General features: G+C 47.9%; 13 protein-coding genes. 6 read left to right on the top strand and 7 right to left on the bottom strand.

Annotated elements, in window-relative coordinates:
• Positions 1-473 precede the first annotated feature (473 nt).
• The 3 genes from IEX62_RS19255 to gpmA form a co-directional block, all read right to left on the bottom strand.
• Complete coding sequence (locus IEX62_RS19255; RefSeq protein WP_188777329.1) at positions 474-1,616, bottom strand: virulence factor; 1,143 nt, start codon at positions 1,614-1,616, stop codon at positions 474-476.
• Positions 1,617-1,893: 277 nt separating this feature from the next.
• Positions 1,894-2,661, bottom strand: coding sequence for a DUF4253 domain-containing protein (locus tag IEX62_RS23865; RefSeq protein WP_229685958.1), 768 nt, complete (start codon positions 2,659-2,661; stop codon positions 1,894-1,896).
• A 169-nt stretch (positions 2,662-2,830) separates the two neighbouring features.
• A complete protein-coding gene (gpmA, locus tag IEX62_RS19245) occupies positions 2,831-3,580 on the bottom strand; it encodes a 2,3-diphosphoglycerate-dependent phosphoglycerate mutase (protein ID WP_188777326.1) in 750 nt (249 codons plus the stop codon).
• A gap of 234 nt (positions 3,581-3,814) precedes the next feature.
• On the opposite strand from gpmA, the gene IEX62_RS19240 reads away from it, so the two are divergent.
• Positions 3,815-4,942 carry a helix-turn-helix transcriptional regulator gene (locus tag IEX62_RS19240; RefSeq protein WP_229685956.1) on the top strand — a complete coding sequence of 376 codons (1,128 nt, stop codon included), beginning with the start codon at positions 3,815-3,817 and terminating at the stop codon, positions 4,940-4,942.
• Between the two features lie 336 nt (positions 4,943-5,278).
• Here IEX62_RS19240 and isdG read toward each other — a convergent pair whose 3' ends face one another.
• Genes isdG through IEX62_RS19220 form a run of 4 tightly spaced genes read right to left on the bottom strand, consistent with a single transcriptional unit; the run spans position 5,279 to position 8,426 of the window.
• On the bottom strand, positions 5,279-5,623 hold the full coding sequence (isdG, locus tag IEX62_RS19235) for a heme oxygenase (RefSeq protein ID WP_188777324.1): 345 nt from the start codon (positions 5,621-5,623) through the stop codon (positions 5,279-5,281).
• Positions 5,583-6,452: an ABC transporter ATP-binding protein gene (locus IEX62_RS19230; RefSeq protein WP_188777322.1), complete on the bottom strand. Its 870-nt coding sequence runs from the start codon at positions 6,450-6,452 to the stop codon at positions 5,583-5,585. Before IEX62_RS19230 ends, isdG begins: the two co-directional genes overlap by 41 nt.
• Positions 6,449-7,459 carry a FecCD family ABC transporter permease gene (locus IEX62_RS19225; protein ID WP_188777320.1) on the bottom strand — a complete coding sequence of 337 codons (1,011 nt, stop codon included), beginning with the start codon at positions 7,457-7,459 and terminating at the stop codon, positions 6,449-6,451. The genes IEX62_RS19230 and IEX62_RS19225 overlap by 4 nt, the downstream gene beginning before the upstream one ends.
• Entirely contained in the window at positions 7,452-8,426 is a 975-nt protein-coding gene (locus IEX62_RS19220; RefSeq protein ID WP_188777318.1) for an ABC transporter substrate-binding protein, read from the bottom strand. The genes IEX62_RS19225 and IEX62_RS19220 overlap by 8 nt, the downstream gene beginning before the upstream one ends.
• Positions 8,427-8,873: 447 nt before the next feature.
• Here IEX62_RS19220 and isdC point away from each other — a divergent pair, with 447 nt between their 5' ends.
• The 5 genes from isdC to isdE all read left to right on the top strand — a co-directional run bounded on the left by isdC (position 8,874) and on the right by isdE (position 15,843).
• Positions 8,874-9,347 carry a heme uptake protein IsdC gene (isdC, locus tag IEX62_RS19215; protein WP_188777316.1) on the top strand — a complete coding sequence of 158 codons (474 nt, stop codon included), beginning with the start codon at positions 8,874-8,876 and terminating at the stop codon, positions 9,345-9,347.
• Between the two features lie 28 nt (positions 9,348-9,375).
• On the top strand, positions 9,376-9,861 hold the full coding sequence (locus tag IEX62_RS19210) for an NEAT domain-containing protein (protein WP_188777314.1): 486 nt from the start codon (positions 9,376-9,378) through the stop codon (positions 9,859-9,861).
• 180 nt (positions 9,862-10,041) lie between these two features.
• Positions 10,042-10,536: an NEAT domain-containing protein gene (locus tag IEX62_RS19205; protein WP_188777312.1), complete on the top strand. Its 495-nt coding sequence runs from the start codon at positions 10,042-10,044 to the stop codon at positions 10,534-10,536.
• An 87-nt stretch (positions 10,537-10,623) separates the two neighbouring features.
• On the top strand, positions 10,624-14,640 hold the full coding sequence (locus tag IEX62_RS19200) for an NEAT domain-containing protein (protein WP_188777310.1): 4,017 nt from the start codon (positions 10,624-10,626) through the stop codon (positions 14,638-14,640).
• 306 nt (positions 14,641-14,946) lie between these two features.
• Positions 14,947-15,843 carry a heme ABC transporter substrate-binding protein IsdE gene (isdE, locus tag IEX62_RS19195; RefSeq protein ID WP_188777445.1) on the top strand — a complete coding sequence of 299 codons (897 nt, stop codon included), beginning with the start codon at positions 14,947-14,949 and terminating at the stop codon, positions 15,841-15,843.
• Positions 15,844-15,916 lie beyond the last annotated feature (73 nt).

Raw genomic sequence — 15,916 nt, 5'->3', positions numbered from 1 at the left:
CAGAAGTGGATGGGTGCGTTATTGTTGTCCATTTGTTGTGTTTTGCAGGGTGGTGTTTATTTTTTATTAAAGAATGTATGGTTAGGTGTGAAGGAGGGGTGTGGGATATTTAGCTTGATGATTTAGTGGGAATTAAGGTTGTAGGGTTAGTACTTAGTAAGAAAATAGGGGTGATGGGGTGGTGAGTGGGTATGGGGAGGGGCGGATTGTTGTTGGGTGAAAAGGATGTGATTCATGAAATATGTGATCTATAAAAAATGTACACAAACTCGTGGATGAGTTTGTGTACATGGGATGGGGTGAATCGTATTGTCTGTAAGGTATAGGTGGTATTTTTATATGCCATACTTTATCGAAAGGTCTTTGTGATTCGGGTTATAGAAAAAGGTTTGACCTTGGTATGGGTTGTTGTATCGTATCTTGCTTGATGCTGCTTGTATTGATGAGATCGTTCTATTTTGGCTTGGGACGAATTAATTATTTTGCTGGCGGCTTCGTGCCATTTGTTGCCAGATGGTGCCGGCGGCTTCTTCGCCGGATTCGATGCGTTCGAGTGCCATTTTGGCTTGCAGGCTGACTTCGAATTCGGGGTCGAGAGCGGCGGCTTCCAGAGCTTCGCGTGCTTCTTCGGTGCCGACTTCGTATAGGAAACGGGCAGCGCGCCAGCGAACGAGCTTACTGCTATCCTGAAGGGTTTTCAGCATCGCTGGTGTAGCGGCTGGGTCGCCGATATCGGACAGGGTGTCGCCAGCGGTACGGCGGACGGCGGCGGATTTGTCCTCCAGTGCATGATAAAGTAGCTCCATCGCTGCCGGGGTTTTTAGATCGCCTAGATAGACGACAGCCAGGCGGCGAATTTGCATTTTTTCATCTTCCAGTGCTTTACGGATGAGCGGCAGGCTGCTTTCGTCGGGCTCCAGCACATCGAACGCAGCATAGCGTACGCGCCAGTCTGCATGCTCCATCGCTTGGGCGATTTCTTCCTGCGACATTTCGCGGCGTTGCTCGATAAATTCCTCATTGCTTGCACCGTGCGAGATCGCTTGCTCGATAATTTTACGCAGACGCTCTGGTGGGAAGGCGGCTTCGAGCTCCTGCTCAACCTCACGAGCGATATCAGGCAGCTCGCCATAGCGAACACCGTAGTCGGTCAGCTTACGCTCCTTGATCAGGGTCGCACTGGCAACCTCGGTGACCGCTTGTACAAAGCGATCGGATAGCGAGATACGTTCTTCCTTCGTTCCTGCTTTGACACGAATCTGCATCGGAATACCACGGAAAAACTGCACAAACACATTCGCTTCACCAAAATGCTCGCCAGACAGGTCTTCTGGAACCTCTAGTTTATTCTCAACGCCGTCACGTCCAAGCTTTTCCTGTACTTCATTCAAAATCGCTGACCAATCCGCATTGGCACGGCGATCCAAAGCTACGAAGTCAGCGGTATGAAAGACACTTTTCACGCCGTTAATATGCAGCATCTCACGAATAAAAGCAGGTGCAGAGCGCTCATTATCCAGCGTATATGTTTTGCGTACGCCAGCGGGCAGCGTCTCGTCCACACGTAGCATCATCGTATTCGGACTCGGTGTAGGCTCAATGGATAAAATATTCATCGTTGTTGTACCTCCTGTATATAAAATGGAATGAGTATGCAAGTAAAATAATCCACGGTTCGATCCTTATCTATTGTACCCTAAATGACGGGTCACTGGCACAGCTCTGATCTAAAATGCACAGGCAATCCACTGGATCGGTAGGTAGCAAAGTTAAAGCACAGGCGAGGTACACCTGTGCTGAATGTGTAAACTATAATTGGATACATCGAGCAACATGAGGTACTGCTGTCTAATAAGGAAGCTTTCAAGCTCATGCCTATTCCATACTCCTGTCTCAATCCCACCAGAAATACCAGATATCCTGCTGCTTCAAATAGCTCGCATATTCCCCAAGCGTATCAAAGCTTTCCAGTACATATGGGCAAAAGAGTAGATGCTGTCTTGCCAGCATCAGAGCATCTGCATCTGTCTCCGGGCGGCGACCTGCGCGTAGAATCCATGTGCTTTCACTGACTGCAATAGGAAGGGCATCATATTGCTGCTGCCAGGCTCGGAAAACAGCTGACTGAACTTCAGGCATCGGGCATTCATTATAGCCGCCCATTGGGATAATGATCGGAGCTTCGTATTCTCGTCCCTGCGGTAGCTTGAGCCAAAATGCGCCATCCTCCTGACGATATTCCGCCCAGTTCGCATCGGGTACAGGTAAATGATGCTCGGTAGCCACCATCTCTTCATCCAGCATATCGAGCGGTTCTTCCGATTCCTGTAGCAGTCGATAAGCCGCATATAATTGATCTGTCGATAGCTTTTCCAGCGGCTGATATTCGGCTGGCAATTCATTGTATTCCAGCAGCCAGGCGATAGAGCGACGTAAGCCGTCAGCGAGCGTCAATTGTGCTGACTCAGCGATGTTATTTTGTACTGTAGCATTAAAGGAACCCTCTTCCTCGGCGGTTTCTTCCATCATTTCCAATAGATTCTCACTGGGAATAACGAGTAGTGAATGACCTGCGTTCTGAGGTGCCGGGTACGTAATCTCGTTGATCTCAACCGGGGTCGTTTCATAATCACGGAGCAAGCTGCGCATATCCTGATTCACGATCCATCTCTCCTTTATAGGGGAAGTATATGAGTATGGCATTCTATCCGGTATATGTATGGCTGATCTGCATGCTGTATATAATGATGTGTGCGGGTGAGGGAGGAGCCAGTTCAATCTGCCACATCGTTATATACAGGTACAGTATACTATAGATAAAGCTGCGTGATCACTCCGTCACATTGCCCTGATCGGCAACCTCTGCGGATTTGCGATCGATATGCTCCTGCTCACCGAGGTAAAAACGGCGAATCGGCTGCACATGCTCATCCAGCTCATAGACGAGCGGAATCCCGGTCGGAATATTCAGATCAGTCAGCGTTTTCTCGTCGATATCTTCCATATATTTAATGAGCGCACGCAGTGTATTGCCATGAGCGCTGATCAGAATACGTTCCTTTTTACGAATGAGCGGCACGATGCGGTGATGCCAGAAGTCGCCTACACGAGCTACGGTATCCTGCAAGCTTTCACCAAGCGGTAGATCATGCTCATGAATGCCTTTGTACCGTTCCTCGATACGCGGACTGCGCGGATCATCCGGCTTGAGCAGGGGGGGACGAACGGTCAGACTGCGCCGCCAGAGGTGAAGCTGCTCCTCACCATATTTGTTGGCGGTATCCGTCTTGCTCAGTCCCTGTAACGCACCATAATGACGCTCATTCAGCTTCCATGCCTTTTGCTCCGGAATCCAGAGCAGATCCAGCTCATCCAGAATATAATGCATCGTCTGAATCGAACGCTTGAGCACCGACGAAAATGCCATATCAAACGTATAGCCTGCTTCGCGAATAAGATGTCCTGCTTCCCGCGCTTCATGAATACCACGCTCCGTCAAAGCGACATCTGTCCAGCCGGTAAATAGATTTTGCTGATTATACACACTTTCTCCATGTCGAACTAGAATAACGCTGTACATGCGATCTTGCTCCTTTCGATGGATGCAAATGAGTTGTTTGCGGTTGATAGAAGATACAGTTGTATGGAGGAATGATAGCTCTCTATGTTCATTTTAACCATAGCTAGCGGGTTACAATCGAGAGGAGCGATACACGTTTTATCAGCATCACAATTACTATCAAAAACAAACCGCTATCGCTCGCCTATACTACATACAGATCCTATAGTGGTATTCACGAGAAAGGGGCAACGTATGAAGCAACCAGACACCTCCAACCATCCTGTACAGCAGATGATCGATCAGATTGAGCAGTCACTCACCGAGCTGGAAAACTTTTCGCTGATCCAGCTCGGACAGCAAATGGGCTACTCGCCTTTTTACTGCTCCTTTCTATTCCGTCATCACACGGGTATTAGCATCAAAAAATACATGCTCTTACGCAAAACGATACTTGCCGCAGCTCATCTGAGCGAGACGAACGAGCGAATTATCGATATTGCGATGCAATACGGGTATTCCTCACAGGAGTCGTTTTCCAGAGCATTCAAGGATGTGTTTGGTATTACACCTGCTGCCTATCGGCGTGATCCACAGCCATTGCAAATGTATGCAAGGCGCGATCTAAACGAAACTAGGGGAGCGATTCGAATGGATATGACGACAACCGAAGTGATTGTACAGTTACAGGATAAAGTAGAGCAGCTCCATGAACAGGACATCTTAAATGTACTCAATGGACAGCATATGTACGAAAAGTTTCGATCCAATCAATGGATGGGCGCGAGCGATTATGTTCCTTTTAATGAAGCGATGTGTGTGCACGAAGCGACAGAGGAGATTTTCAGTGAGTCTTTCTGCTCTATACGCGCCAGGGGACATGACAGTACATTATCGGGTTATGAGCAGATCGTCATCTATCCACTACACCAGCTATTTACAAATCTGCACGATTACAAATGTATCGTGCTCTGGTTTGGTGACGATATGTTCTGCCAGCTTAACCTGCTAACGATGATCGCCTACTTGGAGCAACAACATTATTCGGGCACCGTATACTTCAATACCGTTCAGGAACAAACCTATGATGTACAACAGACCGAAATAAAGCTTGGCACGTTTGCTTCATTATATAAGCAAGTCGTGCTGCATCACCAAATGCCCACAGAACCCATGCTACCTGTGATGTATCAGAGTATTCGTTTGTATCTGCAATTGCAACAATCAGACAACGAGCTAACGCGTCATATTGCCGCTCATCGGGATCAATCTGAATCAGAGCTAGTTCGTCACATGCTCAAGCTATTCCCACACTATGGATTGGGCGATACGCAGTATATCGAATGGATTCGGCAGGTACGGGGCGAGAGTGGAGAGAAGTGAATTAGTGAATAAAGAAGCGACAGTGTAGCGCCTTCGCCATTTCGCTTTAAATAACACATATCATCAGGTATCTCGACCATAGAAAAGGCTACTCCCACCAATACGGAAGTAGCCTTTTCTATACATCTTTTAATGTAGTGGATTGTTGGTGTTCAAAATACTGTCTGCTTTAAATTTAAAATAATATCTGTAATAATCGTATAGTCATATCACTTATCGGTAAAATTCTTTTCTTTTACAGTCATCATTACATCTAACTAATAGTGATACGCTACCTTCCTCTACTTACAGCCTGCATATAGCGAGTAGATAGCGTTATTCTAATCTCGCCCTCAATCAAACCACCGCTTGATCCCCTTCAGCCGTCGTCGCCTGCTGAGGCTGACGTACAATCTTCACATCGTAAAACGTAATCTTATTATCCAAAATATAATCCGGAATGTTACGATGCGCATGGGATTCGCGGAACGCATCGCTACGTGTCCAGCCGTGGAAATGATCCTTCGTTTCCCAGCGTGTGCTGATCGTTACCTCATCGTATTCCTTGTTGCTGTCGTTAAATAGTACTTCCAGACCGAGAAATCCATCCATATAATCGACCTTGCCTATTTTATCAAAACGTTCAACGAGCAGATGGGCACTACCTTTGGTGATTTGCGAAGTGTTCGTTACGATGATCATGGGATATTCCTCCTGAATGGTGTGGGATGACCGGTACGATGACCGGATATTTGCCTTCATATTGAATCGCGGCATTCATGCCATATACGTGCTGGATAAAGGTATCGGTTAACAGCTCCAGCGGCTCGCCCTGCGCGGCAAGGCGACCGTTTTTGAGTGCGATCATATGATGACAATAGGCTGCTGCCTGCTGTAGCTCATGCAGCACCATCACAATCGTAAGTCCAGTGTCCCGATTGATCCGATGCAGCATATCCATCACTTCAAATTGATGCGCAATATCAAGAAAAGTGGTCGGCTCATCCAGTAACACGATCGGTGTCTGCTGAGCCAGTGCCATCGCGATACGGGCGCGCTGTTGTTCACCACCGGAGAGGGTATGAAACATACGGTCGCTATACCGAGCAATGCCTGTCCAGTCGAGCATTTGTGTAATAATGGCTTGATCTTCGGCGCTATGTAAGGATTGGAAGCGGCGTTTGTGTGGAGCGCGTCCGTAGGCGACCAACTCGCGTACGGTGAGCTGGGGTAAGGCTTCCTTGAGCTGAGGTAGCATTGTGATCTGACGTGACCATTCGCGCCGTGTGTAATGTGTGGCAGGCCTACCCTGCACCTTTACCATGCCATGATCGGGCTGGAGTAGCTGTACCATAATCCGTAGCAGGGTCGATTTGCCAGAGCCATTTGGCCCGACGATGGCGGTTAATTTACCTGCTGGAATAGCAAGCGAGATATCGTCCAGCTGAAAATGTCCACGGTTCAGAGCGATCTGTTCTACCTCAATAGCTGGATTGGAAAAGGGAGTAGACTCGTGATTGGTAGAGATCATGATCGTACAGCCCCCTTTCGTTTCAATAAATAGAGGAAGAACGGTGCACCGATAACCGCTAGTAAAATGCCAACCGGCAGCTCAATCGGATCAAACCATGAGCGTGCAATGCCGTCTGCTAGCACGACGAGTGCCGCGCCGCCAATCATCGAGTAGGGAAGCAGAAAGCGATAATCCTCACCGATCCAGAGGCGAATCATATGCGGCACAACCAGCCCAACAAATCCTACCAGCCCGGCAACACTCACAGCTGCACCTGCAAGCAGTGCAGCAAGCATAATGAGCAGGAAGCGCTGTAGCTCTACACGTTGACCAAGCAAGCGAGCTGAGTCATCACCGAGTAGCAATAGATTGGCAGGCTGGATGGCGAACAGACATAGCAGCAATCCGATTAGCGCGTATGGAGCCATGAACTCCAGATGATGCCAGCTACGGCCATTCAATCCACCGGATAGCCATGGAAGCACTGCCTGTACCCGATCGCTAAACACCACCATGATGCCATTCGTGACTGCACCGAGCAATGCATTAACCGCTACACCAGCCAGTACGATTTTCACAGGCGAAGCCCCGTTCTCCCATGCCATCACATAGATGACAATCGCGGTGACAAAGGCACCGATAAAAGCAGTAATCGGTAGCAGATAGCTGAACTGCGGCAGCATGACCATTGTGATCATCGCCGCCATTCCGCCGCCTGCCGATACGCCGATAATGCCGGGATCAGCGAGCGGATTCTTCATTACGCCCTGTAGTAAAGCACCGGAAGCGGCGAGACATGCACCAACCAGCATACCGACCAGCACACGCGGGACGCGCAGATCGATAATGATTGTACGGTATACCGATTGCTGCTGACCGCTCAGTACCGCCATCAGATCGGCAAAGGGGATATGAATCGCTCCATCGACGATACTGTATAGCGAGACAACAATGAGCAGGATCGGCAGTACAAGCGCCAGTATCCATCTGCGCCGCGAACGTCGAAGCAGATCTGGCTTACTCATAGGTGTCTGACGGATAGAGTAGCTGATGCATCTGATCCAGTGCTTCGGTTACACGCGTACCCGGATTCGTACCGAACAGATCGGAGGGAAGCACCTCGACATGGTTGTTTTGAACCGCCTTCACGCTACTCCATGCTGGATTATCCTGCATCTCTTTGAGAAAGCCTGCTTTGACTTCCTCGCTATTGCCGTGTGTCATGATGAATACATAATCCGGGTCTGCCTCTACCACCCGTTCGGTACTGAGCTGGGCGTATTGAGGGAAGCTCTGTAGTCCAGGTAGATCAGCCGCGATATTACTGCCACCTGCTAGCTCCAGTATGTTACCACTGAGCGAATTAGGCAGTGCTGCCATATACGTACCCGGTGCGCCATACACGAGCAGCGCCTTCGGCTTCGTATTGGCGGTTTGACTACGCTCTGCTAGAGCCGCGATATGCTGGGTGAGCTGATCGTTAAGCTGCTGCGCTCGCTCTTCCTTTGCAAGCATTCCACCGAGCAGGGTAATCTGACGCTGAATATCGGCGACCGAGTTCGCTGAGCTAAGTACCATCTGAGCGCCAATGCTCTCTACTGCTGGAATATCCTTCTCATTCATTGGATAATTACCAAGCACAACATCAGGCTGTAGTAGAGCGACCTTTTCCAGATCTAGCTCATGAGTAGAGCCGATCATCTGCGCTTGCTCGGCTTTTTTGACAGGAGCACCATGACTTGATGTAGGGCGTCCAACCACGCTACCACCGAGCGCATAGACGATGTCCACCTCTCCGTTACTAAGTGCCACAATGCGCTGTGGTGTCTGCTGAAGCTGTACAGTTCGATTAGCAAAATCAGTGATCGACACTGGCGAGCCCGTAGCAGCGGCTGTTGCCTGCGCTGGAGCTGTACCGCTTGGCACAGGCTGACTGCATCCAGCAAGTGCACATATCAACAGAGCGGATAGACCGAGATAACGAGCTTTCATGAATATCTATTCCTCCTGCCGTACATCCATTCCTAAACTAATCAATCTAATTGATAATCATTTTCAATTATCCTGACCTAAATGATAATTAATATCATTTGCGTAGTCAATGCTTAATTGAATTAAAATTTAATTTTTCAAAAAATAAGGGATCGACCTATTGCATCTACACGATCGCTATAGAAGAAGCGGAAATTCGAATTGTCCATAAAAGTGTTGATTTTACAGGGGGATAGGGCAATATTGACGTATTGACAACGAATGGAAGCTTGGTCTACCATTGGCGATGTGTAATGCACACCCTTCCCTGAATCTGATTAGATAGGGAATAACTAGCATTTCACATGTCCTTTAGGGACATTTATTTTTTGAATTTAATTGAGAATGATAATCAATTAAATTCCGATATCACCCATTTTGAGGAGGAAAGGAGGAGCTTTAGCTTTTATGAAACAACGATTTGTTTTACGTATCGGCTGGCTAATCGTGTTTGCTATTTTACTTGGTTCGGTACTTCCTGAGGCGGCAACAGCGGCATCCTCATCCCGGCCTGCAAAAGGTACATATACATTGGATTACGATATTTTGCGGGCTGAGGATAACTCGGTATCAATGGCTAACGATTATTTTGAAAAGCCAGCCAAGCTCTATGTGACAGGCACTAAGATGACGATGCAGATCACGATTAACCACAGCACCTGGACAACGAAGTTCAAGGTGAAGTACAAGGGCAAGATCATCGACAGCAAGGTGATCCAAACGAATGCAGCGAAGGATACGCGCATTGTACAGTTCCCGATTGCTGATCTGAATACCCCCACCATCTCGCAAATTCATGTCACCGTGCCTTCCTACAGCTACGATCACGATTACACGATCCGCTTCAAGCCTGATCTGAAAAGTCTTAAAAAAGTAAACTAATTCACTATGATACAGGGAGTGTGCTGTTATGAATATCGCAATCAACCGCAATGAAAAATGGAGCTTCAAAAATACGCTGCTCATCATGCTGATGACCGCATTGCTCGGTATGCTGGCATTGTCATGGGGCGCAGGTCAAGCACATGCTGCACTGGCAGAGGGCACCTATTCCGTCGATTACAAAGTGCTGGCAGATGGTTCTACAAGCACCTCTCGTCTGGATAGCTATGTAGTGAAGCCAGCAACTGTAACGGTAGCAGGTGGCGTGACCAAGGCGCGTATTACGATCACGAGCAGTAATCTGATCACTGTATTCAAAGTGGAACAAAACGGTCAACTCGTTGACACTACAGTCGTAAGCACTAACACAGCTAACAATACGCGTGTCGTTGAATTCCCGGTTGCTGATCTGAATGCAACACTGAACGCGTATGCAGAAATCAAAATTCCGGTCATCGGCTACACAGGCAAATACAATGTTGACCTGAAGTTTGATGAGGCAAGTGCGGAGTAATATAACGGAAAACTGCTAATAAAGAGCGGCTGTTCAACGGCAAACAGGTATTACGCTGCTGGTATACAGAGTTAAAGAAGTACCCATCGTTTTATGTGCACTACCCTCTGTTAGCTGAAATGTGACATAAAGGAACTTGTTCATCCCACTATTAAAGAAGAAAAAAGGAGAATGAATTCGATGCATATGACAATGAACCGTATAGAAAAAGGTACGTGGCTGAAAGCGATCATGATCGCTATGGTAGTGGCTCTGGTTGGCGCTTTGATGGCACCGTGGACGTCGAAAGCGGATGCGGCTGTAGGAAATGGCACATACGATATCGATTACACCGTGTATACTTCCGGTACGAACACACCTTCCAGTTACATGAACAATTCGCAATTTTCCGTGAAGCCAGCGACACTGGTCGTGTCAGGTGGACAATCCACGATCAAGGTCACGCTGAAAAACAAAGATTGGATCAAATCGTTCAAAACGAAACAGAACGGCACGTATGTGAATGCGACAGCTACAGTTAGCGGCAATAATGTAACTTATTCGTTCCCGGTAAGTGATCTGAGCCAGCGTGTGGCGGTTCAGGTACGCGTTGTTGTTCCAGCAGAAGTGGCAGGTCAACCGTATGACCACACGTATGATGTGGACTATGCTTTTGATCAAAGCACGATCGAATAAGACAGAGAAGATTTATCAAAACGGATTGCTTATCCAGGGCTTCAGGGCTCTGGATAAGTCTATTTTGGTCATAGGGGGAGCATCATTTTGAAAAGGCGATTTTCGCAAGTAGTAATCAAATGGATCGTAGGTGTGATGATTTTCTCGATGATTTCTCCGGCATTGCCAGCTGCCTTCGCAGAGGAGATGGCAAGTAGCCAGGGAGCAAGTGTAAGTGCGGATACGTATGGAAATCAATCAGCTCTGGCTTCGGCTAACGAGTCCGATACAGCTACAACGGATACGTACACATCAGCAGCAGGTACGACCGATTCGTCCACATGGACGCATGTTCCTTCTACCGATCCTGCAAGTATATATAACGATGGGATAAGCGTTACAACCGCTACCTATGATACGTATGCCGATGGTACGTATTTGATCGATTATAAGGTGCTTCGTACCGACGGAACAGGTAGAGATGTATCGGCATTTCGTCCAAGCTATGATAATGCGTCCACGCCAGGCTGGCTGGTGATCAAGGATGGCAAGTATGAATTTAGCTTCAGAGGGAAAAATGCCGATGGTTTCCTAAATCTAACGGCTACGCAGCATGGAGTGACCGAAGCAGCGACGTATACGACTGAGCAGGATGGCGCTACGCAGTACACGCGCATTAGCTTCCCGATCTCGGATTGGGACGAGCAGATCACCCTGCAATATGAGTTTAACGCAACGCCTGGCTCGGGCTGGTTAGTATTGGATCGTTCGACCCTCCAGGCCACAACGCCGATCACACCATCGCCTACACCTGTGCCGACCGATCCTGATCTAGTCGCACCAGCTACCGGTGTAACAAAGAGTATGAATTTTAAAGTTCTACAGGATGGCAAGAGCGAGACATCGATGATGGACAGCTATATGCAAAAGCCGGCTACACTCGTAACAACAGCAGATAATAAACGCTATATCCAGGTAGGAATCAATAGCAGCAGTCTGGTAACTGAGCTACAGACCGATGTGAATGGACAATACAAAAAAGCCGATATTATTGCGCGAGATACCGCGAATAATACCCGCACCGTGCAATTCCCAGCCGATGCGCTTACTGGAGCGAATAGCTACATCTCCGCTAAGGTTCATGTTATTGTTCCTGGCTTATATGACAGCTGGTATATCGTACAATTTCAATTCGACAATGGGGATCTGAACGAGGAAACCGTATCAGATATTGAATATAGCGTGTACAAGGATGGGACGGAAGAGGTTTCGATGATGGACAGCTATATGCAGAAGCCTGCCCAGCTTGTGACCCGAGGCGATCAGCAATATATCCGTCTGATAGTCAACAATAGCAATCTGATTCGTTCCCTGCAAACCGAGCAAAACCATGCGTATACCGAAGTCAAAACCGTATCTGAAAATACGTCCACCAATACACGAGTCGTTGAGTTTCCGATTGAGAGCGTATCGCAAAAGCTAAATGCGTATACGCATGTGGTTATCCCTGATATTAGCTATGATCACTGGTATGTGGTGCAGTTCAAGTTTACGCCGCCAAGCTCGACACCAGTGTATGCCGATGGCACCTATACGTTAAAATACAATGCCCTACATGCGACGAAGGATCAAGCTTCAACGATGGCTAGATATTTTAGCACGCCAGCGACCTTTACCGCTCAAAATGGCAAGTACGATGTATCGTTTACGATCAATAATAGCTCCACGATCACAAGCTTCAAAACTAGAGTGAATGATACTTTAGTCGAAACGGAAATATTGAGCAGTGATCCAGATAAAAATGAACGTACGATACGTTTCCCGATTACAAATCTGGATGACATCCTGGATGCCAGTGTACACATCAAAATGGGTGCCTACGAAATGGATCATGCCATTCGTTTGAAGTTTGATGCTTCTGCACTGACACTTGAACCGAAACCAACACCAACTCCAGAACCAGAGCTGATACAGCCCGAACCAATCGTATTAAAGGACGGCACGTATACAGCTGATTTTAAAGCACTCCAGCAGCAAGCGGACGTCATGTCCGAAATGAATCGATATCTGGTTGCTCCAGCTGAGATTGTAGCGAAAGGCGGTAGCTATACGGTCTCCTTTGCTTTGAATAGCAGCAGTATGATTCCGCGTCTACAAATCGAGCAGGGCGGCGTTCTGTCTGATACAAAGACCGTTAGTGAAGATACCGCTCAGAATCAGCGGATCGTATCCTTTACAACGACCCATCTGCAAACGATCATGAATGCACAGGTGGATGTAAAGGCAGGCGCGTACGAAATGAGCCATCCATTGCGACTGCAATTCGATACACCACAATCCACTAGTAAAACAGACGGTCTCGCTGATGGCAAATATAGCGCCAGCCTCACAGCGATCAAATACGGAACGAATGAACTTTCCGTTATGGACGGTTACATTTGGAAGCCGGTTACCGTTGTTAAAAAGTCAGGCAAGTATTATGTGCAGGTGAAGCTAAAAAATAGCAACTGGATCAAAACCTTCAAGGTCGGCGGTCAAAATGCCGAGGTGGTCGAGGAATCCGCCTCTGCGGATACTCGCACCGTTCAATTTCAGGTCACCGATCTGCCTAGAACGGTAAAAATCAATACGCATGTCATCGTGCCTGGACTATCACTTGGTGGCATTGACTATGATCATACGTATGATGTTGATCTGAAAATTGGCTCACTTAGCGCCTATGAGGCTCCTGTCGCATCTGCTACGAATACCGTCTTGCCTTTAGATTTTAAAACACTGGCAAGTGGCACGTACAAGCTGCCATTTAGCATTGTGATGCCAGGTATCGCTTCGGGTACCACCACACCACTGGCACGGTTTATCTCGACAGAGCAGCCCGTGCAATTAACGGTTGAAAACGATCAGCGTCATGTAGCGATGACTTTGCAACATGCGAGCGATATTCAAGCGCTACGTATCTATGATGGTACACAATACATCGATGCTGAGGTGATCCGTAGCGATACAACCAACAATACAAAAACATTCAAGTTTACTGTATCTGATTATACGAAAAATGTGCCAGCGCAGCTCGTAACCGCAGGTGGTGTAAGCATTGCCAGCACAGACAGCAATACTGTGTATGAGTTTGAACTGAAATTCGATACGAGCGCTGTTGCTGCGGATACAGCAAGCACGATAACGACCAGTAACAAAGGCACCAATGCGATCACGGATGGAGTATACAGAGCTTCCTATCGTATTCTCACCAATGGGGCGGAAACCGATTCGGTGCTCACTCCTTATCTGGATCGTACGGCTAAGCTGACTGCTAAGGACGGCAGAGTTCAGGCGACGATTACGATTACAGATGGTGAGGCATTGCCCGCATTTATGACTGATTTTGAAGGCAAGTATACGGCGCCGACTGTAGTAGCACAGTCGAAGGATGGAAAGTCGCGTACGATCACCTTTGAAGTGCCGAATCTGGATAAAAAGCTGAGTATTTTCGCTCATGTAAATGCGCCAGAACGGTATTTACACAATCAGAAAATGGGTGGGCAGCTGCTATTTGACCGTGCTTCACTGCAAGCTGCCGATGGTAGCCAGCAAGTGCCAGTGATCAACGAGCCATCCAAGTCGTCGAACACAACAGAGCCAAAGCCTGTACAGCAGTCGGGTGAGGCAGGCAGCAACAATACAGCGCCTGTCCCGAATGGCGTACAGCCACCAGCCGCCAATCCTGCCGTGCAGCCTGCTCCAGCAACGAGCGCACCGCAAAAATACAGCATTGGCATCAAAGCCTATAAGGATCAGACGAGCGAGCTATCCGTCATGAACGACTATATCCATCCAACCGCCACATTGATCGAGCAAAATGGCACCACCTATGTTGAGCTGACACTGAACAATGGTAGCTGGATGCCTGTTCTGCAAGTGGAGCAGGATGGCGTATGGAAGGACGTTGAAAAGGTCTCCTCGACCGGTAAAACAACTGTTGTTCGTTTCAAAGTAAACAATCCTTCCGCTAAGATCAACGCGTACACCCATGTTGTTGTACCTGGTCTGATCATCGGCGGTGTGCCTTATGATCACTGGTATACGATTCAGCTGCAATTAGATGAATCCAGTAAAAAGGCATGGTAAGCACAGCATCATACGCAGGTTAATCCATCTGCACATTTGCAAGTCTTGGCGCGTCGATGTGTCAGGACTTGCAGGCATTTGGGCAACGATTACGATCATGGAGGGAATCATGTGAACGTCTATTCATCAAGGCAATCAGACACCAAGTATGCTACACCTGCTGTGCAGACAAGCGATTCGTCCGCGTTCGAGCCAGTAGCAGACATCGAATATAGTCCATCCTATTCACGTATACGTGGTATTGGATTGTCGAGCGCGTCTATGATCAATCAGCATCAACACAGGCGTCAATCGATAGGGAAATGGATGAGCTGGGGCGTGTTGCTATGTCTACTGGTGTTTCTTTTATCCGGTTGCTCTAGCTCTGCGGGTACAGCCTCTACAACGGCAGCGGCGCAGGGAAATGAAGGAACTACCGATACAGGGGCAGCACGTATCGTCGCTACAACCGTTGCGATCACTGAGATTGCTGACGCGCTCCAGCTTGATCTGGTAGGTAAGCCGACCAGCACTAAGCAGCTGCCGGAGCGTTATAAGGATGTACCGGATGTGGGCAACCCGATGAGCCCTGATATGGAAAAGGTGCTGTCGCTTGCGCCAACCGATATTTTATCTGTGACTACGCTTCAATATGATCTGGAGCCCAAGTTCAAGGGACTGAACATTAATGCTGAGTTTCTGAATTTTGAAAGTCTCACTAATATGGAAAAGGAAATTACCAAGCTGGGTGCGCGTTTTGATCGTGCAGAGCAGGCGAAGGCGGTCAATAGCAAGCTGCAAAGTAAAGTCGCCCAGATCAAGCATCAGGTGGCAGGTAAGCCTTCGCCTAAAGTGCTGATCTTGCTAGGTGTGCCGGGTAGTTATCTGGTAGCCACCGAGAATTCGTACATCGGTGATCTGGTGAAGATCGCAGGCGGCACGAATATTGTACAGGGCGAAAATGTCGAGTATCTCGCTTCCAATACCGAATATTTACAGCAATCGAATCCAGATATTATTTTGCGAGCGGCGCATGGGATGCCAGAAGAGGTTGTGCAGATGTTTGATGAGGAATTCAAAACGAATGATATTTGGAAGCATTTTAATGCGGTGCAAACGGGACATGTGTATGATTTACCCGAGCCGTTATTTGGCACGACAGCAAGTCTGTCCGCAGATCAAGCGCTGGATGAGCTGGTGAAGATGCTGTATCCAGCGCAATAAGATGGATCGTACTGCTGCAAAATAGCTTGATGAACTACGTATAGCAGTAACCACTATTTAACACCAATAGACA

The sequence above is a fragment of the Paenibacillus hunanensis genome, assembly GCF_014645615.1.
Classification (GTDB): Bacteria; Bacillota; Bacilli; order Paenibacillales; family Paenibacillaceae; genus Saccharibacillus; species Saccharibacillus hunanensis.
Note: the sequence above shows the minus strand (reverse complement) of the source record. Positions and strands in the feature narration are given on the sequence as shown.

What these genes read in the sequence shown, in the direction of transcription:
- IEX62_RS19255 (WP_188777329.1), bottom strand. Translation starts at nt 1,616, where the DNA reads ATGAATATTTTATCCATTGAGCCTACACCGAGTCCGAATACGATGATG.
- gpmA (WP_188777326.1), bottom strand. Translation starts at nt 3,580, where the DNA reads ATGTACAGCGTTATTCTAGTTCGACATGGAGAAAGTGTGTATAATCAG.
- IEX62_RS19240 (WP_229685956.1), top strand. Translation starts at nt 3,815, where the DNA reads ATGAAGCAACCAGACACCTCCAACCATCCTGTACAGCAGATGATCGAT.
- isdG (WP_188777324.1), bottom strand. Translation starts at nt 5,623, where the DNA reads ATGATCATCGTAACGAACACTTCGCAAATCACCAAAGGTAGTGCCCAT.
- IEX62_RS19230 (WP_188777322.1), bottom strand. Translation starts at nt 6,452, where the DNA reads ATGATCTCTACCAATCACGAGTCTACTCCCTTTTCCAATCCAGCTATT.
- IEX62_RS19225 (WP_188777320.1), bottom strand. Translation starts at nt 7,459, where the DNA reads ATGAGTAAGCCAGATCTGCTTCGACGTTCGCGGCGCAGATGGATACTG.
- IEX62_RS19220 (WP_188777318.1), bottom strand. Translation starts at nt 8,426, where the DNA reads ATGAAAGCTCGTTATCTCGGTCTATCCGCTCTGTTGATATGTGCACTT.
- isdC (WP_188777316.1), top strand. Translation starts at nt 8,874, where the DNA reads ATGAAACAACGATTTGTTTTACGTATCGGCTGGCTAATCGTGTTTGCT.
- IEX62_RS19210 (WP_188777314.1), top strand. Translation starts at nt 9,376, where the DNA reads ATGAATATCGCAATCAACCGCAATGAAAAATGGAGCTTCAAAAATACG.
- IEX62_RS19205 (WP_188777312.1), top strand. Translation starts at nt 10,042, where the DNA reads ATGCATATGACAATGAACCGTATAGAAAAAGGTACGTGGCTGAAAGCG.
- isdE (WP_188777445.1), top strand. Translation starts at nt 14,947, where the DNA reads ATGAGCTGGGGCGTGTTGCTATGTCTACTGGTGTTTCTTTTATCCGGT.